Source organism: Croceicoccus estronivorus (assembly GCF_001625325.1).
GTDB lineage: Bacteria > Pseudomonadota > Alphaproteobacteria > Sphingomonadales > Sphingomonadaceae > Caenibius > Caenibius estronivorus.
Genome location: NZ_JRQQ01000002.1, coordinates 494,809 through 517,684, shown reverse-complemented (window position 1 = coordinate 517,684; position 22,876 = coordinate 494,809). Strand labels below are relative to the sequence as shown.

Below are 22,876 nucleotides of genomic sequence, written 5' to 3'. Positions count from 1 at the left end.
GGACATGCACTGTTAACTATCCTAATTAGTTAAGATGCTTGTATGTGGTACCTCAGAGGTGGGAGGAGTGCTGTTCTGACAGCACATAGTAAGGGCAATATCGTTGGACACTCTCGATAAGATCGATCGGCGTCTATTGGCTGAACTACAGGCCGAGGGACGTGTTACCAATGTCGAACTGGCCAAAAGGGTCGGCCTGACTGCGCCGCCATGCCTGCGGCGGATGCGCGCACTGGAAGAAGCGGGTGTCATCCGCGGCTATCATGCAGAGGTAGACCCAGCAAAACTGGGCTTTGCGATCACCGTTTTCGCCATGGTCAGCCTGAAAAGCCAGGCCGAGGCCGATCTGCGGGCATTCGAAGATCACATGAAGACATTGGCGGAAGTACGTGAATGTCACATGCTGAATGGTGAAATCGACTTCATTCTGAAGATCGTCAGCCGTGATTTGCAGAGCTTTCAGGAATTCCTGACCAGCAGGCTCACGCCGGCGCCAAATGTCGCCAGCGTGAAGACTTCGCTCACGATTCGCACGGCCAAGCAGTTGCCGGGCGTGCCACTTGATTAACCTTCTTCGTTAAAAACTCTAAACTGTGGATAAAATTAGGCAGAGTAACGAAAAAGGCTGCGCTCGGGAAAATGAACGGCAACCAGCTAGGGCTCAGTCGTTTTCGCGCTGAGCCAGCCACTGTTCGAGCCACTTGATCGAATAGTCGCCATTGAGGAAATCGGGTTCCTGAATCAGCGCTTCGTGGAGTGGGATCGAGGTCTTTACGCCGCCGATCACCATTTCTTCCAGCGCCCTGCGCAGCCGCATGATGCAGCCTTCGCGAGTACGTCCATAGACGATCAGCTTGGCGATCATGGAATCGTAGTAGGGTGGAATACGATAACCGGCATACAATCCGGAATCGACGCGGACGTGCATCCCGCCAGCGGCGTGATAGCTGGTAACTTCGCCGGGCGAAGGCGCGAAAGTGAACGGATCTTCCGCGTTGATACGGCATTCGATCGAATGGCCGCTGAAGCGCAATTCATCCTGAGTGACCGACAAGGGTTTGCCGTCCGCGATGCGGATCTGTTCACGCACCAGGTCCATGCCCGTGATTGCTTCGGTCACCGGATGTTCGACCTGCAGACGGGTGTTCATTTCGATGAAATAGAACTCGCCATCTTCCCAAAGGAATTCGATCGTACCGGCGCCACGATAGCTCATGTCGGCCATTGCCTTGGCCACGATGCCGCCCATCCGCTCCCGCTCTTCGCTCGAAATGACGGGGGAGGGGGCCTCTTCCAGAACCTTCTGGTGGCGACGCTGAAGCGAACAGTCGCGTTCGCCAAGGTGGATGGCATTGCCACGGCCGTCGCCAAAGATTTGAAACTCGATGTGCCGCGGGTTGGAGAGATATTTCTCGATATAAACCGTATCGTCCCCGAACGCGGCCTTGGCCTCGCTTTTCGCCTGGCTGACGAGACTTTCCAGGCTGTCTTCGTCGGGAATGACTTTCATCCCGCGACCGCCACCACCGGATGCAGCCTTGACCAGCACGGGATAGCCGATTTCGGCGGCGATTTTCTTCGCCTCCTCCGTGGTTTCGACTGCGCCGTCGGAACCCGGAACGAGGGGGAGGCCGAGTGCACCGGCAGTGCGTTTGGCTTCGACCTTGTCGCCCATTGTCCGGATATGTTCCGGTTTCGGGCCAATCCAGGCAATATCGTGCGCTTCGACGATTTCAGCGAACTTGGCGTTTTCCGACAGGAAGCCATAGCCCGGATGAATCGCATCGGCGTGTGTGATTTCGGCGGCGGAAATGATCGCCGCGATATTCAGATAGCTGTCGGATGCAGCCGGTGGGCCAATGCAAACAGCTGAATCGGCGAGCCGGACATGCATGGCATCGGCATCGGCGGTGGAATGCACCGCGATCGTTTCGATCCCCATTTCATGGGCGGCGCGGTGAATTCGCAGTGCGATCTCACCGCGATTGGCAATCAGCAGACGAGAAATGGCCATCGGACGCCAGCCGCCTCAGCCGACCACGATCAGCGGCTGATCGAATTCGACCGGCTGCGCGTTTTCGACGAGGATCGCTTTCACCGTGCCTGATGCCGGCGCGGTAATCGGGTTCATGACCTTCATCGCTTCGACGATCAGAAGGGTTTCACCGGCCTTGACCTGGCTGCCAACGCTGACGAACGGAGCGGCGCTGGGCTCGGGCGAAAGGTAGACCGTCCCGACCATGGGCGATTTTACGGCATTGGCATCAATCGCCGGTTCGGCCGCAGCCGGAGCTTCTGCTGCGGGAGCAGACGCAACGGCAGGGGCCGCAGCAGCAGGGGCAACGAATTGAGTCGCAGGTGCAGCTACAGCAGCACGCGAGACCTTGATCTTGCGTTCGCCGTCTTCAACCTCGATTTCCGTCAGCCCGGTTTCGCCCAGCAATTCCGCCAGTTCACGAACCAGCTTGCTGTCTACTCTCATGCCGCTGTCGCGGCTGGTGGCGGAACCTTTGGATTCGGCCATGCGTCCCTCTTACCTCGTTGCAGTTCTGCCGGTCGCTATGCGGCGGGGCGGCGTTGCTGGCAAGGGGGGAGCCCGGAAAATCCCCGTACAGGTTTAAACGAGACTAGAGATTTGCAGCTTTTTCCAAGGCGATAAGGTAACTTTTTGCACCGTGGCCGGCCACGCAATCGACCGCAGCCATGCCGACATAGCTCACATGACGGAACGCTTCGCGCTGCAATGGGTCGGACAAGTGGACCTCGATTACTGGTGTGCGTATTGCCTTGATCGCATCGTAAAGCGCGATCGAGGTATGCGTGTAAGCACCTGCGTTGAGCAGAATCGCTTTGGCCTCTTCCGCCTGAGCTTCATGCATCCAGTCGATCAGATGGCCTTCATGATTGGACTGGCGTACTTCGACTTCCAGCTCCAGATCACGCGCTCGATCCTCCAGCATTCCGGCAATATCGTCCAGCGTGTCGGAGCCGTAGATTTCCGGCTCGCGCGTGCCGAGCAGATTCAGGTTCGGCCCATTGAGGACGTAAACGACAGGATTAGCCATGGGTGCCCCGCGTTGAGTGATACGCGGGGCGGCATAGCGGTGGCGTCGCCTATTTGTCGACGCCTTTCGCTTTCCCCCATTGCCGGGCAGCCGTGTAGCCGAGATAGCCGGTCCCGAAGAGCGCATAGAGCGGTTCGGGCAGTCCGTTGAGATAGGCATTCATGCCACCCGCGATGGCTCCGGCGGTTTCCGGTCGGAGAGCGGCCAGCAAGCCCATGGGAATGGACCACAGAATCATGATGTACATGACATAGAGAAAGCTGGGTCTTGCACGGCTGGTCCAGGCATCGGTGGAATGCGCTTCTGCCACGATCGCGGACAGCCGGGCCTGAATCGTTTCGAGTTCCTGCGAGCCTTGCAGCTTGATGAGCTCCAGCTTGGCCCGCTCCCGAGCGTCCTTGTCTGGTATGACTTTGTCGATGATCGAGGCAATCGGTCCTGCGAGCGTTTCGAGGATGGCCATCTTTGCATGTCCTTTTATGGTTTATTGGGCGTCATTAAATAACCATATAGGTTCATGTAGGAAACCGGATTGCTTTGAGAGCCTCCAGGTGGCTGATGCCGGGTGCCAGGGCGGTTTGTTTCACGCGCGTGTCATATGTCATTATTAGGCGCGGCTCCTTCGATTTTATGCAGAAGGAGTTGTTCTCATGAAGATTGGTATTGCCGTTGCGGCGGCGATCATGTCCCTCGGCCTGGCGCCTGCGGCGATGGCCGAACAGTTGCATCCGTTCGACTATCCGCAGCCGGAGCAGGGCGATGAATTCTTTACTGTCATCGAGATACCCGCAGGCAGTTTTACGAAATACGAAATCGATCCCGATTACGGATACATTGTTGTTGATCGCTACCAGTCGATGCCAGTCGTCTATCCTGCGAATTACGGGTCCATCCCTTCTTCTCTTGGGGGTGATGGCGATCCGCTCGACGGTATGGTGTTCAGCAGGGAGCCCATCGTTCCCGGTGCGGTGATCAAGGTGCGGGCGATCGGGGTGCTGCACATGATCGATGGCGGGGAGCAGGATGACAAGATCATTGCCGTCCCGGCATCCAAAATCGACCCGACATATGACGGGATCAAATCGCTGGATGATCTGCCGGAAATCGAGCGCCAGCGTATCGAGGCATTTTATCGCATTTACAAACAATTGCCGGCAGGCCGCAAAACAGTGGAACTGAACGGATTCAGCGGGCCCAAAGAAGCACAGGCGATGTTGACCGAAGCGTTCCAAGCCTATCGCGCCGCGAAGAAGTGATAGTGAACCTTCGTTTGCGGCGATGAAACCTGCCTGACTTGCCGGTCAGCTTCACCAAAAGTCCAAAGCCCGCGTGATTCACGGAAATTTCGTGATTCACGCGGGCTTTGAAATGGCATGGTTGCCATGCATTTAGTCCACTGGTCGGGACGATAGGATTCGAACCTACGACCCCCACACCCCCAGTGTGATGCGCTACCAGGCTGCGCTACGTCCCGAGCAGTGGAGGCGCGCCCTATAGGCATAGCTGCGGGGCAAGGCAAGCACTGTGGTGGCCTCCGTGAAAACAATGCGCGATGGATGTGTCGGTGCACGTTCAGACGAGCAGATCGAGGGGCAGCGCGTTGCCAGCCGGTTTCTTTGCTGCTAGGCGCGCAGCCCTCCAAAGGGAGGGATCGTCGGTGTCGCAACCGCGGCTCGCGTCCATCCTGAAACAGACCGGGAATGCCCCCGATTTCCAAGGGTGTGTCGATGCTTGATATTCTGTCCGCAGCCGCTTCCGCTGGTGCCGAAGGCCCGCCCGCATGGATCAGCTGGCTCCCGATCCTTGGTATGATCGTGATCTTCTGGTTCCTGATCATCCGCCCGCAAATGCGGCAGCAGAAAGAACATCGCGCCAAGATTGCTTCGATGAAGAAGGGCGATATGGTTGTTACGGCCGGCGGGCTGGTCGGCAAGATCGTCCGGGTCGACGACCATTATGCGGAAGTTGAACTGGGCCAGGGTGTGCGTGTAAAAGCGGTCAAGAACACCATTGGCGACATAATTCCGCCGGGCGGCTCGGCCGCGGCCAACGATTGAGGCAATCGTAGCCATGCTCGATTTTCCACGCTGGAAAAAGATCTGGCTCTGGTTCGTAACCCTGGCGTTTGCGGCGGCCTCGCTGCCGTCGCTCGTTTCGGTTTCCGGCGGCACATGGCCGTCGTTCCTGCCCGACCCCACCGTTAACCTCGGCCTCGACCTCGCAGGGGGCAGCCACATTCTGCTTGAGGCAGACCCTTCACAGGTCGCCCAGCAGCGCCTTGAAAGCATGGAAGAGGCTGTGCGCGGCGCCTTGCGGAAAGCAGAACCGCGTATCCGGATCGGCGACCTTTCCAGCCGTGACGGACGTCTGTCTTTCATGGTCGAAGATGCGAGCCAGGTCGATGCTGCGCGTGAGGCGCTCCTGCCGCTGACCACCGGGGCCGGACTCACCGGGCAGCGCGATTGGCGCATCGAAGTGGTTGACGGACAGCGTTTCGTGCTGACGCCGACTCAGGCTGGTCTCAACCAAGCGGTGACCGATGCGATGGACAGTGCCACGGAAGTGGTGCGGAAACGTATCGACGCGCTGGGGACTCGCGAACCGACGATTATCCGGCAGGGTGACGACCGGATCGTTGTCCAGGTGCCGGGTCTGCAGGATCCGAAGCAGTTGAAAGACCTGCTGGGTCAGACCGCCAAGCTCGAATTCAAGCTGGTCGATACGAGCGCTTTGCCCAGCGATATTGCCCAGGGCATCGCTCCGCCGGGTAGCGAGATCGTACCTTATGCGGAGACGAGCCCCGGCCAGCCGACGCAGATTGCGGTCAAGCGGTTGGGTGGCATCAAGGGCGACAATCTCACCAATGCCCAGCAGAGTTTCGATTCGCAGAACAACGAACCGGTCGTTTCCATCACTTTCAATCAGCAGGGCGGCGCGAAGTTCGCCAAGCTGACGACGGAAAACGTCAACCGGCCGTTTGCCATCATTCTGGACGGCAAAGTGCTTTCCGCGCCAAATATCAACGAACCGATTCTTGGTGGCAGCGCGCAGATTTCCGGCAACTTTACGGTCGATTCGGCAAACCAGCTGGCGATTTCCTTGCGTTCCGGCGCACTGCCGGTGGACCTCAAGGTAATCGAAGAGCGCACCGTTGGGCCGGACCTTGGGGCGGACTCGATCCAGAAGGGCCTGATCGCTCTGGGAGTAGGCGCTCTGGCCGTTCTGGTGTTGATGGCGGTTTCGTATGGCCGCTTCGGGCTTTATGCTGACGCGGCGCTGGTACTCAATGTCCTGATGCTGCTCGGCATCATGGCTATCGCAAATACGACGCTGACATTGCCGGGAATCGCCGGTTTCGTGCTCACGATCGGCGCGGCAGTCGATGCGAACGTGCTGATTAACGAACGCATTCGCGAAGAACGGAAACGTGGGCGGCGCGTGGTTGCGGCGGTTGAAAACGGTTATCGTGAGGCCAGCCGCGCGATCTTCGACGCCAACATCACCAACGTCATTGCGGCGGTACTACTGTTCCTGTTCGGCTCCGGCCCGGTGCGGGGATTCGCAGTGGTGCTGATGATCGGCATCGTGACCTCGGTTTTCACGGCGGTGACTATCACCCGGATGTGGGTTGCCGGCTGGCTGCGCAAGGCGCGGCCCCACGACATCAACATCTGAGGAGGACGATATATGCGGCTTCTTAAACTCGTCCCCGATAACACCAACATCAAGTTCCTGCGTTGGCGGATACCTTTCTACGTCATCAGCTGCCTGTTGATTGCGGCCAGTTGGGCGCTGGTTCTGACCAAGGGGCTCAATTTCGGCGTCGATTTCGTCGGCGGCCAGATGATCCGGGCGACTTTCGTCCAGGATACCGAGGCCCCGGTTTCCGAACTGCGCAAGGAAATCGGCAAGTTGGGATATGGCGAGCCGGTAATCCAGCGTTTCGGCGCGCCGAACGAGGTGTCGGTACGTATGCGCTTGCCGGAAGGAGCGGCACAGGATCCTGCGCTTTCCGACACGATGACGCGTAACGTGGTCTCCACTATCCGGGCCGCCCATGAAGGCGTGCGGATCGACGGTGTGGACTCCGTGTCCGGCAAGGTTTCCGGTGAATTGTTCAGCACTGCGCGCTGGTCACTGTTCTTCGCAATGATTGCGATCTCGATCTACATCTGGATACGCTTCGAGTGGCAATTCGGCGTTGGCGCGTTGTTCGCGCTTGTCCACGACGTGTCGCTGACACTGGGGCTGTTCGCACTGTTCCAGCTGGAATTCGACCTCAACATCGTTGCCGCTATCCTGACGATTATCGGCTATTCGCTGAATGATACGATCGTCGTGTATGACCGCATTCGTGAGAATCTGAAAAAGTACCGCAAGATGCCGATGCCAGAGTTGCTGGACCTCTCGGTCAATGAAACTCTTGCGCGTACGGTGATGACATCGTTGACTCTGGTCGTGGTGCTGGTTGCCCTGTTGCTTCTCGGGCCACAGAGCCTGTTCGGTTTTACTGCGGCAATCACGCTGGGTATCTTCGTCGGTACATACAGCTCGATCTACATGGCGGCACCGATCCTGATCTGGCTGGGCGTTACTCCGGCGAGCTTTGTCCCCAATGAAAGCGGTAGCGAACGGCAGGAAAAAGTCGCTCGCGGCGAGGTTTGAGCCGATGCGAGCGCGTCAACGGGTTCGCAACAGGCTTTCGTAATGCGTTGCCAGCGCGGCTGCATTCGCTTCCCAGCTGAAAGCAGCCGCGTTTTCCGCCACTTTTTGAGGCGGGAGGTGCGTCGCGAGCAGTGTCTGCACCGCTTCGGCGATTGCTTGCGGGTCGCGGGCGACTATTTGCCCGGCGCTGTCATCCCTCACCAGTTCCTTCGCCCCGCCGGCATCGCTGATGACGATGGGAGTGCCGCAGGCAAGGGCTTCTACCCATGCGTTGGCCAGCCCTTCGCTTGCGGATGGGAGGACCATGACATCGGCGGCTGACAGGACCAACGGCAGCGTTTCATGATCCAACGAGCCCAGAAAATGGACGCGGTCGGAGAGACCTGCTTCCGCGGCCAGGGTCCGCAAACTCGCCTCCGCTTCGCCCGTTCCCGCCAGCAGGAGATGCGCGTCTGGTAGAGAGGACAGGGCATGAATGACGAGATACTGCCCTTTGCGGGGAATCAGTGCCCCGACAGTCGCCAGCAGAGGAACTGACGAGGGCACCGCTAGCTTGAATCTCTGAAACAGCTTTTCGCGGGAAACTGTCTTGTCGCGAGGGTGGAAAAGCGTGCGATCGAGCCCGGTGTAGTGAATGGTGGTCTTCTCGTGCGGGAACCCGATAGATGCCATGTCGTGCGCCAAGGCCTCACTGACGGCCAACAGCCCGCCCGCCTGGCGGGCTGCCTTGAGCATCTTGCGCAGGGCGTATGGTTTCTTTCCCCAATAGGAGATGTCCGCGCCTCGCGCCTTGATCGAAAGCGGTAGGTTGAGCGCTGCGGCGATTTGGGCGGCGGCAGGGCCGTCCGGGTAGAAGAACTGGGCATCGACGAGATCGAAGGGCCGTTCGGCGTGCAGTCGCCTCACGAGGGGCAGGACGGCCCGCGTGATGGCTGCCGGATTGAAGCGCCCGCCAAAGCGGGGGATCAGCGTGTAGCACGGACGATATACCGCGATACCATGCTCGATTCCCTCCGAACGAGCTTGGGCCAATGCCTGGTAGCGCCCGAAAATAACAGGCGGGAGGCCGATGGGACTGATTACCGTAACCTCCCAGTCACCCCTCGCGGCCAGCGCTTCCAGGCTGCGGGCGACAAATGTGCCGAAGCGGGGATTGGCTGGATTGGGGTAAAGGGTGGATAGTGACAGGACCCTGTGCGGCTTGGTCACAGCTTGCGCACCAGCATTTCCGCCACTGCCAGCCATGGCGGATTGTCGATAACGATCTGCCGCTGCCCGATTCCGGGAGGCAGTACCCCGACGAGAGTTTCCCGGCGATCGATGAGGCGGCCAAATGCGAAGCGCCCGCCCTTGCGTGGCACCAGTATGTCCCGGTTGATCGCCTGTTGCGCCTCTTCAGGGGGCAACTGGCGCAGCCAGAGCTGGTCACCTGCGCGATATTCCCCGGCGCTGGCCTCTATCGCGAGGCAAATCAACGGCATGCTTCCGGCTAATTGGGTGGGCAGGATGGCATCGCGTGGCTTAGGCAGGGCCTCGGCGCCTGTGTCCGTCAATCTGGCGACGATTTGCGGCTGAGCCGATGCTTCCCCTCTTACCAGCATCTCCGGCTCGACATTCAGCGCATCGGCAATGCGGTTCATCCAGACAAGGGAAAGGTTCCGCATCCCGGTTTCAAGGCGACCGATGGTCTGTGCGGTGGTGGCAGGGACGCATGCTGCGGCGACATCGGCCAGAGTCATGCCTTTTTCCTTGCGGATATCCCGGATGCGATTGATCACGGTGCGCCTTTCATTAACCAATTTGGTTTTTTCACTTTCCTACAATAACCTGAATTTGGCAAGCGCACATCACGCCAATCGCAATGGAGATGTTTATGCGCCGCCAACTCGTAGAGCGTGAATTGACTGTCGAAGGCCCGCGCCGGACGAAGGGGGCAGCCAAACGTCGCCGGAGCGTGACTGTCAATCTGGCCGAATCTCCTCTCAGTTGGCTTCATGCGCGGGGCCATCTGGATGATCGTCTGTTTACCGCAGGAGAAAAACTGCGGGCGGACTACGAACAGGCGCAACTGGGCGCACGCATCACCATGCGATGGGAACCCGTGCGGATCAGGGGCGGATCCGATCCGGGTTTGTCTCCTACCGAACGGCAACTCGCCGCGAAGGGACGCTTTGACGGTGCGATTACCAGCGCGGGGCGCGGACTGGATGATGTTCTTTGGCGGGTGGTCTGCGCAGGGGAGAGCCTGCCGGAAGCGGAAAAGGCACTGTCCTGGCCAGCGCGCAGCGGCAAGCTGGTGTTGCGGCTCGCGCTGGACCGCGTGGCCGATTTCTACCGGATCAGGTGAGTGTGCCTGCCACGGCTTTTCGCAATTCAGGGAGAACTTCGCTCTCGAACCATGGGTGTTTCTTCATCCAGATCGCGCTGCGCCATGAAGGGTGGGGAAGGGGAAAGAATGCAGGCATGTATGTGCGATAATTGCGGACACGTTCGGTCATCGTGGCCTTGTCCTGCCCCCGCAGATAGTAGGCTTGGGCATGGCTGCCCACCAGCAGGGTCAACCTGCGATCGGGCAAGAGGGCGGACACCTTTTCGTGCCACAAGGGCGCACATTCCGGCCTCGGCGGCAGGTCGCCACCATTGCCCTTGCCGGGATAGCAGAAGCCCATCGGGACGATTGCGACGAGGGATGGATCGTAGAGCTGTTCACGCCGCAACCCGGTCCATTCCCGCAATCTTAGCCCACTGGCATCGTCCCACGGAATGCCGCTGGCGTGAACTTTGGATCCAGGTGCCTGCCCGACGATTATCAGCCGGGCAGTGGTGGAAAACTGGACCACGGGGCGTGGCTCGTGCGGCAAGTGAGCGGCGCACTGGCGGCAGTCGGCGATGTCCCGGTGAAGTGCGGTCATGCAGGGAAAGTGGAGAATGCAGGGCGATGTTCAAGGATGAAAGAGCAGGTGGCCGGGGAAGGCTTTGCCGATCTTCAGCTTAACTCATTCGATCACGGTCGTTGCCATCCGCACTTAAGGCCCGGTCAGGTGACCTCGATCACGCCGCAATTACAAAGCCTCGACCATTTCGGCGAGTTCCAGCCAGCGCTCTTCGGCGGCTTCCTTTTCTGCACGAGCTTTTTCGATGGCGGCGGTCAGGGCGGCGAACTTGTTCGGATCGCTGGTGTAAAGCGCAGGATCGGACAGAGCTTCCTCGTCATGGGCGATGGTCTCTTCCAGGGCTTCGATCCGCGCGGGCAAAAGATCGTAGTCGCGCTGGTCCTTGTAGCTCAGCTTGGCTTTTTTGGGTGGGGGAGGGGCTGGCGCGGCAGTGGCAGGCTTGGGCGCCTTGGTCTTGGCAGCGGGGGTACGTTGCTTGCGCTTGGCTTCCCAGTCGGCATAGCCGCCCGCGACGATATCGACCGTTCCACTTCCATCGAGGCCGAGAGTGACCGTAACCGTCCGGTCCAGAAAATCGCGGTCGTGGCTGACGATCAGCACGGTGCCGTTATAGTCCGCAATGACTTCCTGCAACAGATCGAGCGTTTCCAGATCGAGGTCGTTGGTCGGCTCGTCCAGCACGAGCAGGTTCGATTTGCGGGCAAATTCGCGAGCCAGAAGCAGGCGCGAGCGTTCACCGCCCGACAATACGCCGACTTTCATATCGACGATGCCGGGATCGAACAGGAACTCCTTGAGGTAGCCCTGAATATGCTTGCGGTTGTCCTGCACGTCGATCCAGTCGCCGCCTTCGGCCAGAACCTGCCGTACGGTCTTGTCCGGTGAGAGCAGGCTGCGCTGCTGGTCGATCATGATGCCGGTCAGCGTCTTCGATAGCGTGACTTCGCCTTCGTCAGGCGCCATTTCTCCGGTCAGCAATTTGAGCAAGGTGGTCTTGCCTGCGCCGTTCGCGCCGACAACGCCGATCCGGTCTCCTCGCTGAATGCGAAGGGAGAAATCGCGGATCACCGTGCGGTCTCCGAAACGCTTGGTCACGTGTTCGGCGACAATCACGGACTTGGTCTTCGAATCGTCGCTGGAAAGCGCGAGCTTCGCGTTGCCGCCGGGGGTCAGCATGGCGGCGCGGGTCGCACGCATCTCGTACAGCTTTTCCAGCCTGCCCTGATTACGCTTGCGCCGGGCAGTGACGCCGCGTTCCAGCCAGTGCGCTTCGATTTTCAGCTTGGCGTCGAGCTTTTCGGCAGCCCGTGCTTCATCGGCGAAGACTTTTTCTTCCCACGCTTCGTAGCCGCCGAAGCCGACCTCCTTGCGTCGCAGGGAGCCGCGGTCGAGCCACAGGGTCGCACGCGTCAGGCGAGTCAGGAATGTCCGGTCGTGGCTGATGACGACGAAAGCGCCCTTGTAGCGGTTGAGCCAGTCTTCCAGCCAGTCGATCGCCGCGAGGTCGAGATGGTTGGTCGGTTCGTCCAGCAGCAGCAGGTCCGGCTCACTCGCCAGGGCGCGGGCCAGCGCGGTGCGCCGCCGTTCCCCGCCGCTGGCGCTGGCCGCGGCACGGTTGAGATCGATGCCGATCTGCCCGGCAATGGCTTCCACTTCGTGCTGGGCAGGGGCGTCGGCACCGCCAATGGCAAAGTCGAGGAGCGTCTCGCAGCCGGTAAAATCGGGGTCCTGTTCCAGCATGACGACTTTGGTCCCCGGCTGGACTGTGCGGTTACCTTGATCCGCCTCGATCCGGTTGTCGATCAGCTTGAGCAAAGTGGTTTTGCCGGCACCGTTCCGGCCGATCAACGCAATCCGGTCGCGCGGGCCGATATGCAGGTCGATGCCTTGAAAGAGCCAGCCCGCGCCCTGAATCAGGCCGAGGCCTTCCCAACTGAGAATAGGGGGTGCTGCCATGCTGGCCCCCTAGCGCCGCCCGATGCTCCGGTCCAGCGTTGGAACCGATCCGTTCACCGGTGCGTAATATGCTCTGGCGCAGCGATCCACGCGTCACACCTTGGGAGAACTGCAGATGATCCGTTATGCATTGCCGCTTCTGGCCGTTTCCGCACTGGCGGCGCCAGCCATGGCTGCCGAAGTCCAGCTTCAGGCGAGCGGCCCGGTCGTGGAATTGAGCGTGAGCGAAAGCGTCAAGGCGCGGCCCGATATCGCAACCATCGGTGCCGGTGTTTCCACCCGTGCGCCCACTGCCGTTGCCGCCATGCAGCAGAACGCGAAAGCGATGGATGCGGTGATCGCAAAGATCAAGGCACTGGGAATCGCAAAGGAAGATGTTCAGACGACGGGCATCAATCTCAATGCGCAATACGATTACGACCGGAACACGCAGAAACAGGTGTTTCGCGGTTACCAGGCGTCGAACAATGTCAGCGTAATGCTGCGCAAGGTGGAAAAGGTCGGCGAAGTGCTCGACGCACTGGTTGCGGCGGGTGCGACTGACATCAATGGTCCGAGCTTCTCGATCGACGATGATACGGCCGCGAAGGCGCAGGCGCGCAAGGCGGCGATGGATCATGCCCGCTCGCAGGCGATGGAATATGCGCAGATGGCCGGTTACTCAAATATCCGTCTGCTGGAAGTCAGTGAATCCATTGGCCGTACCGGACCGGTGCCGATGATGCGCATGGCGGCGGATTCGGCCGGCGCAGCACCGCCTACCCCTGTGGAACCGGGGCTGGTCGATACCGGTGTCACTGTTTCGGTGAAGTACGAAATGACCCGTTGAACCTGAACGGCGCCGCCGTGCGCCATTCAGAGCTTGTTCAAGCCCTTGTGCCTAGGCACAAGGGCATGATGCGAAAGGCGATTGCTCCTGTTGTCACAGCCGCCCTGCTTGCGGCCGTCCTGCCGAATGTCTCGGCCCACGCGCAGAATCGCGGGGATCAGGGGCAGGTGCGCAAGGAAATGCGGGCAGGTAATGTGCGCCCCTTGCGCGAGATCGAGCGCATCGTTCTGCCGCAGATGCGGGGAATGCAGTATCTGGGGCCGGAATACGATGCAGCAGCCATGGCCTACAGGCTCAAGTTCATTCACGATGGCCGGGTCGTCTTTGTCGATATCGACGCCCGGTCGGGCCGGATCATCAGACGTTCCAACTGACCGCTCGCGGTTTTTTCATGCTTTACAGGCCGCTTGACGCGTTCATCGGCAGGGCCCACTTGAAAGCCGCCGTTTTGCATATGAGGGTAGAGGTATGCGCATCCTGATTGTCGAGGACGAACCCACGCTGGGGCAGCAGCTCAAATCCACGCTGGAGCAGACGGGTTATGCGGTGGACCTTTCCACCGATGGAGAGGACGGGCACTTCCTCGGCAGCACGGAGGATTACGACGCGGTCGTGCTGGATCTCGGTCTGCCGGAAATCGACGGGCTGACTGTGCTGGGCATGTGGCGCAAGGAAGGGCGGAATTTCCCCGTTCTGGTGCTGACCGCGCGCGATAGCTGGTCGGACAAGGTGGCCGGGCTCGATGCCGGGGCCGACGATTACCTTGCGAAGCCGTTCCAGACAGAAGAGCTGATCGCGCGTCTGCGGGCTCTCATCCGTCGTGCATCGGGAAATACCTCGTCCGAGCTGACGGCTGGCTATGTGCGGCTGGATACCCGTTCCGGTCGGGTGACGCTGGATGGTGAACCGGTGAAACTGACGGCGCAGGAATACAAGCTGCTGTCATATCTCATGCATCACAAGGGCAAGGTGGTCAGCCGTACCGAATTGATCGAACATATCTATGATCAGGATTTCGACCGTGATTCCAACACGATCGAAGTCTTCGTCACGCGCATCCGCAAGAAGTTGGGTGCCGATGTCATTACGACGATCCGTGGCCTTGGATACAGTCTCGACGACCCCGCCGACACCCCGCGGGCCTGATTCCCTGCGAGCGGACGCTCCGGCGCAGGCGGAATCCGGTTCCGTAAGCGGGGCGGGAGCGTCCACGCCTTGTGGCACGCCCCATACCGGCAGCCTTACACGGCGCATGATGATTATTGCCGCGGGATGGATCTCCATCCTGCTGCTGGTGGGCGGTGTCGCACTGGACCGTACGTTGACAGGCCTGATCGAGAAGAATTTCGACGATCAGCTGGAATACATGCTCACCGCCATGATCGGTGCGGCCGAGATCGGCCCGGACGGCGAAGTCTTCTTCAACCGGCCGCTGGGCGATCAACGGTTTCTGGAGCCGAACAGCGGCCTCTACTGGCAGATTACGGGCAAGGGGCATGAGGATTTTCCATCCCGTTCCCTGTGGGATCGCAGCTTGCAGATCACCGCGAGAGAGGACGGGCACGATGTCCACTTTCACAACAGCAACCAGTTCGCCGGTGAGCCGCTACGCGTAATCGAACGGGCCATCGTCCTTCCTGGCAGCGATACCCGCTGGTGGTTCACAGTTGCCGCTGCACGCGGAGAACTGGACGAGCAGCTCGCCCGTGTGCGCGCAATCGTTATCTGGAGCTTCGTGGTGCTGGGGGCGGGGCTGTTCCTGCTGGCAGTGTTGCAGACGTGGTATGGTCTGGGGCCGCTGCGCCGCGTGCGCCGGGCGATTCAGCATATGCGGGCCACCGGGACCAATCGCGTGATCGATCCCCTGCCATTGGAAGTGCAGCCGCTGGTCGAGGAACTGAATGCCCTGCTGGAACATACGGAACGGCAGGCGGAAGAAGCGCGGACTCATGCCGGCAACCTGGCCCATGCGCTCAAGACCCCACTGACAGTGGTCACGAATGCCGCCAACGCGAAGGCCCCGGATCTAGCAGAAACCGTGCTGCGCGAGACGAAAACCATGCGTCGGCAGATCGACCACCACCTCGCTCGCGCCCGGGCTGTGGGCAGGCGGGCCGGTGGGCAGGCGCGCGCGAATGTGTGGGAAAGCGCCAGCGCGGTGGAACGCGCGGTATCCCGCCTTTACGAGGATATTCGTTTCGATGTGGCGGGCAACCGGAATGCGGCGGTGGCCATCGAGCGTCAGGATCTGGATGAAATTCTGGGAAACCTGCTCGAAAATGCGGCCAAATATGGTGGGGGCAGCGTTTTTCTGACAGTCGACACCGATCCCGATGCCCGCGAATGCACGATCACGGTTGAAGATGATGGGGCGGGCATTCCCGTCAGCGCGCGGACGCGTATCTTCGACCGTGGTGCGCGGCTGGATACGGGCAAGCCCGGAACCGGGCTCGGTCTGGCCATCGTGCGCGACGTGGCCGAAATCTATGGCGGCAGCGTTGGCCTCGGGACGAGCGAGGACCTCGGTGGCCTGACAGTGACGCTCAGGCTGCCCCGCGCGGCGGCAGGCTAAATGCGCAGCAAAAGTTCAGGTCAGCCCTGACAGGCGCCGCGCGACCAGATGAAACGTCCGCCCATCGCCTCGAATACCATTTCCTTGTCGCCCAGAGTGGCAGGCTTCAGCTTGAACATGGAGAAGGCGGGCTTGATGACGAGCACACCGTCAGTGAACGCGTAGCTGCCGTCCTTGTCCACCGGGGACGATGAATTGTTCTGGTACTTGAGCGTGCCGTCGGCTGCGAAATTGTAGGTGATCTGTTCGTTGGACACATCGTCGCCCGCTTCGAACCGTTCATAGCACCACTCACCCGCCAAATAATCGGGAGTTACGGCCAGCCCGTCATTGGCAGATGCCATTTCAGTTGCCGTGTCGCTCGTCTGCTCGCCAGCAGTGTCGGATGGTTCATTCGAACCGGAGCAGGCGGCTGTCAGGGCCAATGCGGAAACTGCAAGGATCTGGGGGAAGCGCATATGAATTCTCCTTCTTCACGGATGTCTCGGCGCCGCGGGCTTATCTTCCCGCCTTGGCCTGTTCGTGATGCCGGATCACTTCGTCGATAATGAAGCGCAGGAACTTTTCGCTGAACTCGGGATCGAGATCGGCCTCTTCCGCCAGTTTGCGCAAACGGGCGATTTGCCGCTCTTCACGCGCGGGGTCGGCGGGGGGAAGCTCTGTCCGGGCCTTGTATTCGCCCACTGCCTTGGTGATGCGAAAACGCTCCGCCAGCATGTGAATGAGGGCGGCGTCGATATTGTCGATGCTCTTGCGATAAGCGGCAAGCATGGTGTCATCGGCGGTCGTTTGGGTCATGGACCGTGCCCTAGCACGGATTCCACGCTTGCCAAGCGCCGCCAACCGTCCCATGTGCGCCTTCCATGAGCGCCGAGGTTGTTTCCCTGCCACGCAAGGAGCCTTCACTGGCTCCGATCCTGTCTCTCACAGCGACTGCGATGAACGCGGTCAATACTGTGATTCTCGACCGGATGCAGAGCGAAATTCCGCTAATTCCCGCCCTTGCCGGACATCTGATCTCCGGCGGGGGGAAACGCATGCGCCCGATGCTGACTCTCGCCGGGGCTGAACTCGTGGGCTATCATGGCATGCGTCATCACAAACTGGCTGCGGCTGTGGAATTCATCCACACGGCCACCTTGTTGCATGACGATGTCGTCGACGGTTCGGAAACGCGCCGTGGAAAAGAGGCGGCAAATCTCGTTTTCGGGAACCCGGCCACCGTGCTGGTGGGCGATTTCCTGTTTGCCCGCGCATTCGAATTGATGGTGGAGGATGGCAGCCTCAAGGTGCTGAAAATCCTCTCGGGCGCTGCTGCCGTTATCGCACAGGGCGAAGTCGACCAGCTTACCGCCCAGCGGGTCATCGAAACGAGCGAGGACCGCTATCTCCATATCATCGGCGCGAAGACAGCCGCACTGTTCGCTGCGGCCAGCCGGATCGCCGCCGTGGTTGCCGAGAAGGACGAGGCGGAGGAACGGGCGCTGGATGACTATGGCCGCAATCTCGGCATAGCTTTCCAGCTCGTCGACGATGCGATCGATTACGATTCCGACGCGGCCGAAATGGGCAAGGAACGGGGCGATGACTTCCGCGAGGGCAAGATGACTTTGCCGGTCATTCTTGCCTATGCGCGCGGCAATGACGAGGAACGGCGGTTCTGGCAGGAAGCCATTGCCGGTTTTCGCAACGAGGATGAAGATCTTGCGCACGCGGTCGAGTTGATCCGCAGGCAGGATGCGGTCAATGCCACGCGTGAACGCGCCCGCCACTTTGCCGAACGCGCCATCGACGCCCTTTCCATTTTCCCCGAAGGCAAGGCACGCGCCGCCATGACGGAAGCTGCCCAATTCGCGGTGAGCCGGGGCTACTGAGTTTCGCAGCGTTCTTCACCCGCGCCGGGAATTGATCGGCGGGCGGGGCGAAATGGATGCTGAAACACATCCGGCATGGCGCTAGGGGGTAGAGCGAATGTCCGACCTGCCCATTCATGCCGTCCTGCCGGACCTGCTTGCCGCTTTGCGCGCCACGCCGTCGGCAGTGCTGATCGCGCCGCCCGGCGCGGGCAAGACCACGGCGGTCGCACCGGCCCTGCTGGATGAGGCATGGTGCAGTGGGACAGTGATCCTGCTGTCCCCCCGGCGGGTCGCGGCACGCGCCGCGGCAGAACGGATGGCGGACATGCTGGGGGAGAAGGCGGGCGAAACAGTCGGCTATCTCACGCGCCTGGACAGCAAGCGTTCGGCCCGGACGCGCATACTTGTCGTGACCGAAGCGATTTTCGTTGCCCAGGTGCTGGAAGACCCTGAACTGTCCGGCGTCAGCGCGGTACTGTTCGATGAAGCGCACGAACGCCATATCGATAGCGATCTTGGCCTGGCGCTCGCTCTGGAGAGCCAGGCCGTCCTGCGTGAGGACCTGCGGATTCTGGTCATGTCCGCGACTATCGACGGCGCCCGCTTTGCTCGTCTCATGGGAGAGGACGCCCCTGTCATCGAAAGCGAGGGCAAGGCTTACCCGCTGCGTATCCGGTGGCTCGGTGCATCGCCGGAAAAGCGCACCGAGGATGCAATGGCGAGCGCCATTCTCACCGCATGGAGGGAGGAGCAGGGAGATATTCTGGCCTTCCTGCCTGGTGTGCGAGAGATCGAGCGTACGGCGGAACGGCTGGTGGAAAGGTTGCCGGGTGTGCCGGTCCTGCCCCTCCACGGTCAGGTGGAACCGGCGGCGCAACGCCATGCCATCCGGCGCGATCCCAATGGCCACCGCAGGATCGTGCTGGCAACCGCGATCGCGGAAACGTCGCTCACGCTCGACGGGGTTTCGGTGGTCGTCGACGCGGGTCTTTCCCGACGGGCGGAATTCGACCTTGCGGCTGGGGTCAGTCATCTGGTGACAGTAAGGGCGAGCCGCGCCGCAGCGGCTCAGCGGGCGGGCCGCGCCGCGCGGCAGGGGCCGGGCGTTGCCTATCGCTTGTGGGAAGAAGCGGCGCATCAGGGGCGCCCGGAATTCGATCCGCCCGAAATCGTGACCGTCGATCTTGCCCCACTGACGCTCGCCCTGGCGAAATGGGGGGCGGGCGATCCCCAGTCGCTGCCCTGGCTGGATACGCCGCCAGATGCGGCCTTGTCCGCAGCACGGGGGCGGTTGCAGGATTTGGGCGCGCTCGACGAAGAAGGGCGAATAACCGAGCGCGGGCAGTGGATCGCCGCCCTGCCGATAGATCCGGCCCAGGCGGCGATGGTATTGTTCGGTGCCCGACATGGCGCGGCAGTTGATGCCGCGCGATTGGCGCTGCTGTTGCAGGAGCGGGGGCTTGGCGGGCGAGGGGAAGATCTGGTGCAGCGCCTTGCCCGCTGGAACGCGGACCGTTCCGCCCGCGCGCAGGCATCGCGCAAATTGGCGGACGGCTGGGCCAGACGTGCGGCAAAGCTGGTGGGGCAGGCCGATGACAATGGCCCCCCTCCCGGCATACTGCTCGCGATGGCATTGCCGGCCAATGTCGCCCGCCGTCGCGATCCATCGGGCGAAAACTGGCTTTCGGCCGGTGGCAGAGGATATATTCTCGATCCGCTGTCTCCCTTGGCCAGCCACGAGTGGCTCGTAATCGGAGATGCGCAGGGGCAGGCCAGAGGCGCGCGGATCATGGCAGGTATCGGGCTCTCCGCAGAGGAGGTCGAACAATGGCTGGGCGACCGGATAGAGCGTCGCTCGCAACTGCGCTGGAATGAGACGGAAGGGCGTGTCGAAGCGCGGCTGGAACGCCGGCTGGGCGCGATCACTCTTTCCAGCGGACCGGATTCCCGGCCCGATCCGGATGCCGTTGCGGCGCTTCTGCTGGAAAAGGCGAAAAACCGGCTGCCCGAATTGCTCCCGGCGGCACTGATGGCGCGGGCGCGCTATGCGGAGTTGGACGCCTTGTCGCCCGAACGTCTGGCGCAAGAGGCGGAGGAATGGCTCGCCCCGCTGTTGCAGGGGCGGCGCGATTGCGATCTGCCCAAAGGGGCATTGGTGGATGCTCTGCTCGGACGGCTCGACTGGGACAGCCGTCAGCAGCTCGATCGCCTTACTCCGCGTGAGTTCACCAGCCCGGCCGGGACCCGCCATGCCATCGACTACGCGCATGAGGGCGGCCCCTGTGTGGAAGTGCGTGTGCAGGCGTTGTTCGGGTTGGACCGGCACCCCATGGCGGGCAACACGCCCTTGCTCCTGCAACTTACCTCTCCGGCGGGAAGACCGATTCAGGCGACGCGCGATTTGCCCGGATTCTGGCGAGGGAGCTGGCGCGATGTGGCCAAGGAAATGAAAGGCCGTTACCCGCGGCATCGCTGGCCGGAAGAGCCCTGGAAAGAAGCGCCGAGCCTGAAAACGAAGAACGCTTTCGAAAATTCGCGCCGTTAAATGCTGCACGGTGGCAAGCACTCTTGATTTCGTCGGCGATTCGGGACAGTGCCAAGGCATGTCTGCACGCATCTACCAACGCCCGAAGAACGCCATGCAGTCCGGCAAGGCGCTTTGCGATCAGTGGATCCTTGAATTCGCGCCGGCTGAAGCGCGCAAGCCTGACCCGTTGATGGGCTGGGCCGGCAGCGGGGATATGCAGGCGCAGGTCCAGCTGCGGTTCCCGAACAAGGAAGAGGCGCAGGCCTATGCCGCAAAGTACGGCATTGCGGCCCGTGTTCACGCGACACCGCCCAAGCGCCTGAAGATTCAGGCCTACGCCGACAATTTCAAATAATCGGTGCTTTTTGCTCTCTGGTGGGTGCCGCCGTGCGAACGGTGGCCGTTGCCTGTGCCGCCACCCCGATGAATCCCCTGAATGAAGCGCGGCCGGGAAGTCTTGCATTCTTGCCGGAGCGCAGCCATATGCCGCGCCGGGAGTCGGGTGGACGTTTGCGTTCGCCAACTTGGTCAGGTCCGGAAGGAAGCAGCCACAACGGATTGCGGCGGGTCGCTCGGCTCCTTTTCCCCAAGATGAGGTCTCGCCCGAGACCCTTTTCCCCTGACAATCGCCGCTTGAGGCCCTAACTTGAGCGCGATGGCCGATTCACCCGACATGTTTGGCGACGAGCCAGAGAACGAAGGCGAGAAAACCGCCCCCAGTGCCGCTGAACTGGAGGCGGCAGGGCAGTCTTCGATGTTTGGCGCGCCGGAACAGGCCCAATCCCCACCGGCCCAATCTGCACCGGAAGACGCCGTGCCGGAGCCGGTGGCTCCTGCTGCCGAATCGACAGAGGTCTCCGATGCCGCTTCGGCGCCGACCGTGGTTCCACCCGCCGCAGCGCAGCCTTATCGCGTGCTGGCCCGCAAATACCGGCCGCAGACTTTCGCGGAACTGATCGGGCAGGAGGCGATGGTGCGCACGCTGGCCAACGCGATAGAACGCGAACGGCTGGCTCATGCCTTCCTGATGACGGGCGTGCGGGGGGTGGGAAAGACCTCTACCGCACGGCTGATCGCCAAGGCGCTCAATTGCATTGGGCCCGATGGGCAGGGCGGCCCGACCATCGCTCCATGCGGTCAGTGTGAACCCTGCCAGGCCATTGCCGAAGGTCGCCACATCGACGTGATCGAAATGGATGCCGCCAGCCATACCGGTGTCGATGACGTGCGCGAAATCGTCGAGGCAGTCCGCTACGCCGCTGTCAGCGCTCGCTACAAGATCTATATCATCGACGAAGTTCACATGCTGTCTCGCAATGCTTTCAATGCTTTGCTGAAGACACTTGAGGAGCCGCCCGCGCATGTGAAATTCCTGTTCGCCACCACCGAGGTGGACAAGTTGCCAGTTACGGTCCTGTCGCGGTGCCAGCGGTTTGACTTGCGTCGGATTCCGACGCCGATGTTGCAGGACCATTTCGCCGGAATCTGCGACAAGGAAGGCGTGGAAGCGGATGCGGAGGCCTTGCACCTGATCGCCGGTGCGGCCGAAGGTTCGGTGCGCGACGGGTTGTCGATTCTCGACCAGGCTATTGCGCACGCCGATCTCGATACGGGTGGGCGTGTCGTGGCCGAACGGGTTCGCGACATGCTGGGCCTTGCGGACAAGAGTGCGCAGCGCGACCTGTTTGCCGCGATTCTGGCTGGCGATGCCCGGACGTTGCTGGAAGGGATGGATCGGCAATACGCGCTGGGTGTGGAACCGCTTGCCCTCATGCGTTCGCTGATGGATTTTACGCATCGCGTCACCGTGTGCCAGGTTGGCCGCAGCGGGGCGGATGCTCCGACTGCTGAAGAACGCGCCACGATTGAGGAATGGGCGGAAAAGCTGGGTGCGGCGCAGCTTCACCGGCTATGGCAATTGCTGCTGAAGGGGCATGATGAGGTGCGCAATGCGCCCGACCCGCAAGTTGCGGCGCAAATGGCCTTGTTGCGTGTTCTCCATGCCGCGGATCTGCCCGATCCGGGATCGCTGGTTAAACGGCTGGAGGAAATGGCCGCCAGCGGTATTGCCGCGCCGCAGGGTGAAGGGGCGTCTGCCGGGGCATCTGCGCCGGTCGCTTCGGTAAACTGGCACGATCTGGTCGAACAGGTCGATCGGGCAGGGCATTTGCGGATTGCGCAACTGATGCGCGACTGGTTGCGGGTGATAGACCTCGCGCCCGGCAAGCTGATCTTTTCGCTTGTTCCGGGGCTGGCTGTCGATCCCGTGTCGGAATTGCGCGATGCATTGTACAAGTCGACCGGCACGAAATGGCAGGTTGAAAAAGGTGAGGGCGAAGGCGCCCCGTCCCTGCGCGAAGTGGCAGAGGCCGAGAAAGCCAACGCCGCCGCGGCCTTGTTGCGCGACCCGCTGGTAGAAGCCGCGATGGCGGCGTTCCCCGGCGCAGAAATTGTCGAAGAAGGCGCTTCGCCTCATGGGCGTGAGCGTCAATGGACCAAGAGAGCTTGAGGA

Annotated in this window: 24 protein-coding genes, 1 tRNA gene and 1 other RNA gene; 15 read left to right on the top strand and 11 right to left on the bottom strand. The window is 61.2% G+C overall.

Annotated features, from left to right (window positions below):
* Nucleotides 1-103: 103 nt before the first annotated feature.
* Nucleotides 104-568 carry an Lrp/AsnC family transcriptional regulator gene (locus MB02_RS05730; RefSeq protein ID WP_067533748.1) on the top strand — a complete coding sequence of 155 codons (465 nt, stop codon included), beginning with the start codon at nt 104-106 and terminating at the stop codon, nt 566-568.
* A gap of 93 nt (nt 569-661) precedes the next feature.
* On the opposite strand, the gene accC is transcribed toward MB02_RS05730, so the two are convergent.
* The 4 genes from accC to MB02_RS05710 all read right to left on the bottom strand — a co-directional run bounded on the left by accC (nt 662) and on the right by MB02_RS05710 (nt 3,528).
* Complete coding sequence (gene accC, locus MB02_RS05725; RefSeq protein WP_067533745.1) at nt 662-2,014, bottom strand: acetyl-CoA carboxylase biotin carboxylase subunit; 1,353 nt, start codon at nt 2,012-2,014, stop codon at nt 662-664.
* Between the two features lie 15 nt (nt 2,015-2,029).
* Nucleotides 2,030-2,482, bottom strand: coding sequence for an acetyl-CoA carboxylase biotin carboxyl carrier protein (gene accB / locus MB02_RS05720; protein ID WP_170304647.1), 453 nt, complete (start codon nt 2,480-2,482; stop codon nt 2,030-2,032).
* A gap of 145 nt (nt 2,483-2,627) precedes the next feature.
* Nucleotides 2,628-3,065, bottom strand: a complete 438-nt coding sequence (aroQ, locus tag MB02_RS05715; RefSeq protein ID WP_067533740.1) for a type II 3-dehydroquinate dehydratase — start codon at nt 3,063-3,065, stop codon at nt 2,628-2,630.
* 49 nt (nt 3,066-3,114) lie between these two features.
* On the bottom strand, nt 3,115-3,528 hold the full coding sequence (locus MB02_RS05710; RefSeq protein ID WP_067533737.1) for a holin family protein: 414 nt from the start codon (nt 3,526-3,528) through the stop codon (nt 3,115-3,117).
* A gap of 187 nt (nt 3,529-3,715) precedes the next feature.
* Between MB02_RS05710 and MB02_RS05705 the strand changes: the two genes are divergently transcribed.
* The gene (locus tag MB02_RS05705; protein ID WP_067533734.1) at nt 3,716-4,321 is read left to right on the top strand and encodes an inorganic diphosphatase; all 606 of its coding nucleotides are present in this window, start codon (nt 3,716-3,718) and stop codon (nt 4,319-4,321) included.
* Between the two features lie 141 nt (nt 4,322-4,462).
* Here MB02_RS05705 and MB02_RS05700 read toward each other — a convergent pair.
* A tRNA-Pro gene (locus MB02_RS05700) sits at nt 4,463-4,539 on the bottom strand.
* A 253-nt stretch (nt 4,540-4,792) separates the two neighbouring features.
* Here MB02_RS05700 and yajC point away from each other — a divergent pair.
* The 3 genes from yajC to secF are packed head-to-tail and all read left to right on the top strand — an operon-like array spanning nt 4,793 to nt 7,730.
* Nucleotides 4,793-5,122, top strand: a complete 330-nt coding sequence (gene yajC / locus MB02_RS05695; RefSeq protein WP_082825981.1) for a preprotein translocase subunit YajC — start codon at nt 4,793-4,795, stop codon at nt 5,120-5,122.
* Between the two features lie 13 nt (nt 5,123-5,135).
* On the top strand, nt 5,136-6,740 hold the full coding sequence (secD, locus tag MB02_RS05690) for a protein translocase subunit SecD (protein WP_067533728.1): 1,605 nt from the start codon (nt 5,136-5,138) through the stop codon (nt 6,738-6,740).
* A 12-nt stretch (nt 6,741-6,752) separates the two neighbouring features.
* Nucleotides 6,753-7,730 carry a protein translocase subunit SecF gene (gene secF / locus MB02_RS05685; protein ID WP_067533725.1) on the top strand — a complete coding sequence of 326 codons (978 nt, stop codon included), beginning with the start codon at nt 6,753-6,755 and terminating at the stop codon, nt 7,728-7,730.
* A 15-nt stretch (nt 7,731-7,745) separates the two neighbouring features.
* On the opposite strand, the gene MB02_RS05680 is transcribed toward secF, so the two are convergent.
* Both MB02_RS05680 and MB02_RS05675 read right to left on the bottom strand, forming a co-directional pair.
* Nucleotides 7,746-8,939 carry a glycosyltransferase gene (locus MB02_RS05680; protein ID WP_235829432.1) on the bottom strand — a complete coding sequence of 398 codons (1,194 nt, stop codon included), beginning with the start codon at nt 8,937-8,939 and terminating at the stop codon, nt 7,746-7,748.
* Nucleotides 8,936-9,508, bottom strand: a complete 573-nt coding sequence (locus MB02_RS05675) for a helix-turn-helix domain-containing protein (protein WP_067533719.1) — start codon at nt 9,506-9,508, stop codon at nt 8,936-8,938. Before MB02_RS05675 ends, MB02_RS05680 begins: the two co-directional genes overlap by 4 nt.
* A 95-nt stretch (nt 9,509-9,603) precedes the next feature.
* Between MB02_RS05675 and MB02_RS05670 the strand changes: the two genes are divergently transcribed.
* Complete coding sequence (locus MB02_RS05670) at nt 9,604-10,077, top strand: DUF6456 domain-containing protein (protein WP_067534204.1); 474 nt, start codon at nt 9,604-9,606, stop codon at nt 10,075-10,077.
* Here MB02_RS05670 and MB02_RS05665 read toward each other — a convergent pair.
* Nucleotides 10,070-10,642: a uracil-DNA glycosylase family protein gene (locus tag MB02_RS05665; RefSeq protein ID WP_067533717.1), complete on the bottom strand. Its 573-nt coding sequence runs from the start codon at nt 10,640-10,642 to the stop codon at nt 10,070-10,072. The two genes, MB02_RS05670 and MB02_RS05665, sit on opposite strands and share 8 nt — an antisense overlap.
* Nucleotides 10,643-10,792: 150 nt before the next feature.
* A complete protein-coding gene (locus MB02_RS05660) occupies nt 10,793-12,580 on the bottom strand; it encodes an ABC-F family ATP-binding cassette domain-containing protein (protein ID WP_067533714.1) in 1,788 nt (595 codons plus the stop codon).
* Nucleotides 12,581-12,695: 115 nt separating this feature from the next.
* Between MB02_RS05660 and MB02_RS05655 the strand changes: the two genes are divergently transcribed.
* From MB02_RS05655 to MB02_RS05640, 4 genes are all read left to right on the top strand, one after another.
* Nucleotides 12,696-13,409, top strand: coding sequence for an SIMPL domain-containing protein (locus MB02_RS05655; RefSeq protein ID WP_170304636.1), 714 nt, complete (start codon nt 12,696-12,698; stop codon nt 13,407-13,409).
* Nucleotides 13,410-13,474: 65 nt separating this feature from the next.
* Nucleotides 13,475-13,783: a PepSY domain-containing protein gene (locus MB02_RS05650; RefSeq protein ID WP_067533711.1), complete on the top strand. Its 309-nt coding sequence runs from the start codon at nt 13,475-13,477 to the stop codon at nt 13,781-13,783.
* A gap of 94 nt (nt 13,784-13,877) precedes the next feature.
* Entirely contained in the window at nt 13,878-14,555 is a 678-nt protein-coding gene (locus tag MB02_RS05645; RefSeq protein ID WP_067533708.1) for a response regulator transcription factor, read from the top strand.
* A 106-nt stretch (nt 14,556-14,661) separates the two neighbouring features.
* Nucleotides 14,662-15,981 carry a sensor histidine kinase gene (locus MB02_RS05640; RefSeq protein ID WP_067533705.1) on the top strand — a complete coding sequence of 440 codons (1,320 nt, stop codon included), beginning with the start codon at nt 14,662-14,664 and terminating at the stop codon, nt 15,979-15,981.
* Nucleotides 15,982-16,001: 20 nt separating this feature from the next.
* Here the strand turns inward: MB02_RS05640 and MB02_RS05635 are convergent, their stop codons facing one another.
* Nucleotides 16,002-16,439 (bottom strand): hypothetical protein, encoded by a 438-nt coding sequence (locus tag MB02_RS05635; protein ID WP_067533702.1) that lies wholly within the window; start codon nt 16,437-16,439, stop codon nt 16,002-16,004.
* Nucleotides 16,440-16,479: 40 nt separating this feature from the next.
* The gene (locus MB02_RS05630; protein WP_067533698.1) at nt 16,480-16,779 is read right to left on the bottom strand and encodes a chorismate mutase; all 300 of its coding nucleotides are present in this window, start codon (nt 16,777-16,779) and stop codon (nt 16,480-16,482) included.
* A gap of 65 nt (nt 16,780-16,844) precedes the next feature.
* On the opposite strand from MB02_RS05630, the gene MB02_RS05625 reads away from it, so the two are divergent.
* The 5 genes from MB02_RS05625 (at nt 16,845) to MB02_RS05605 (ending at nt 22,873) form a co-directional block, all read left to right on the top strand.
* On the top strand, nt 16,845-17,855 hold the full coding sequence (locus MB02_RS05625; protein ID WP_067533695.1) for a polyprenyl synthetase family protein: 1,011 nt from the start codon (nt 16,845-16,847) through the stop codon (nt 17,853-17,855).
* Nucleotides 17,856-17,952: 97 nt separating this feature from the next.
* Nucleotides 17,953-20,382, top strand: coding sequence for an ATP-dependent helicase HrpB (hrpB, locus tag MB02_RS05620; protein ID WP_067533692.1), 2,430 nt, complete (start codon nt 17,953-17,955; stop codon nt 20,380-20,382).
* A gap of 58 nt (nt 20,383-20,440) precedes the next feature.
* Nucleotides 20,441-20,719 carry an ETC complex I subunit gene (locus MB02_RS05615; RefSeq protein WP_067534199.1) on the top strand — a complete coding sequence of 93 codons (279 nt, stop codon included), beginning with the start codon at nt 20,441-20,443 and terminating at the stop codon, nt 20,717-20,719.
* Between the two features lie 136 nt (nt 20,720-20,855).
* An RNA gene (ffs, locus tag MB02_RS05610) (signal recognition particle sRNA small type) lies at nt 20,856-20,950 on the top strand.
* A 69-nt stretch (nt 20,951-21,019) separates the two neighbouring features.
* Entirely contained in the window at nt 21,020-22,873 is a 1,854-nt protein-coding gene (locus MB02_RS05605; RefSeq protein ID WP_067533689.1) for a DNA polymerase III subunit gamma/tau, read from the top strand.
* Nucleotides 22,874-22,876 lie beyond the last annotated feature (3 nt).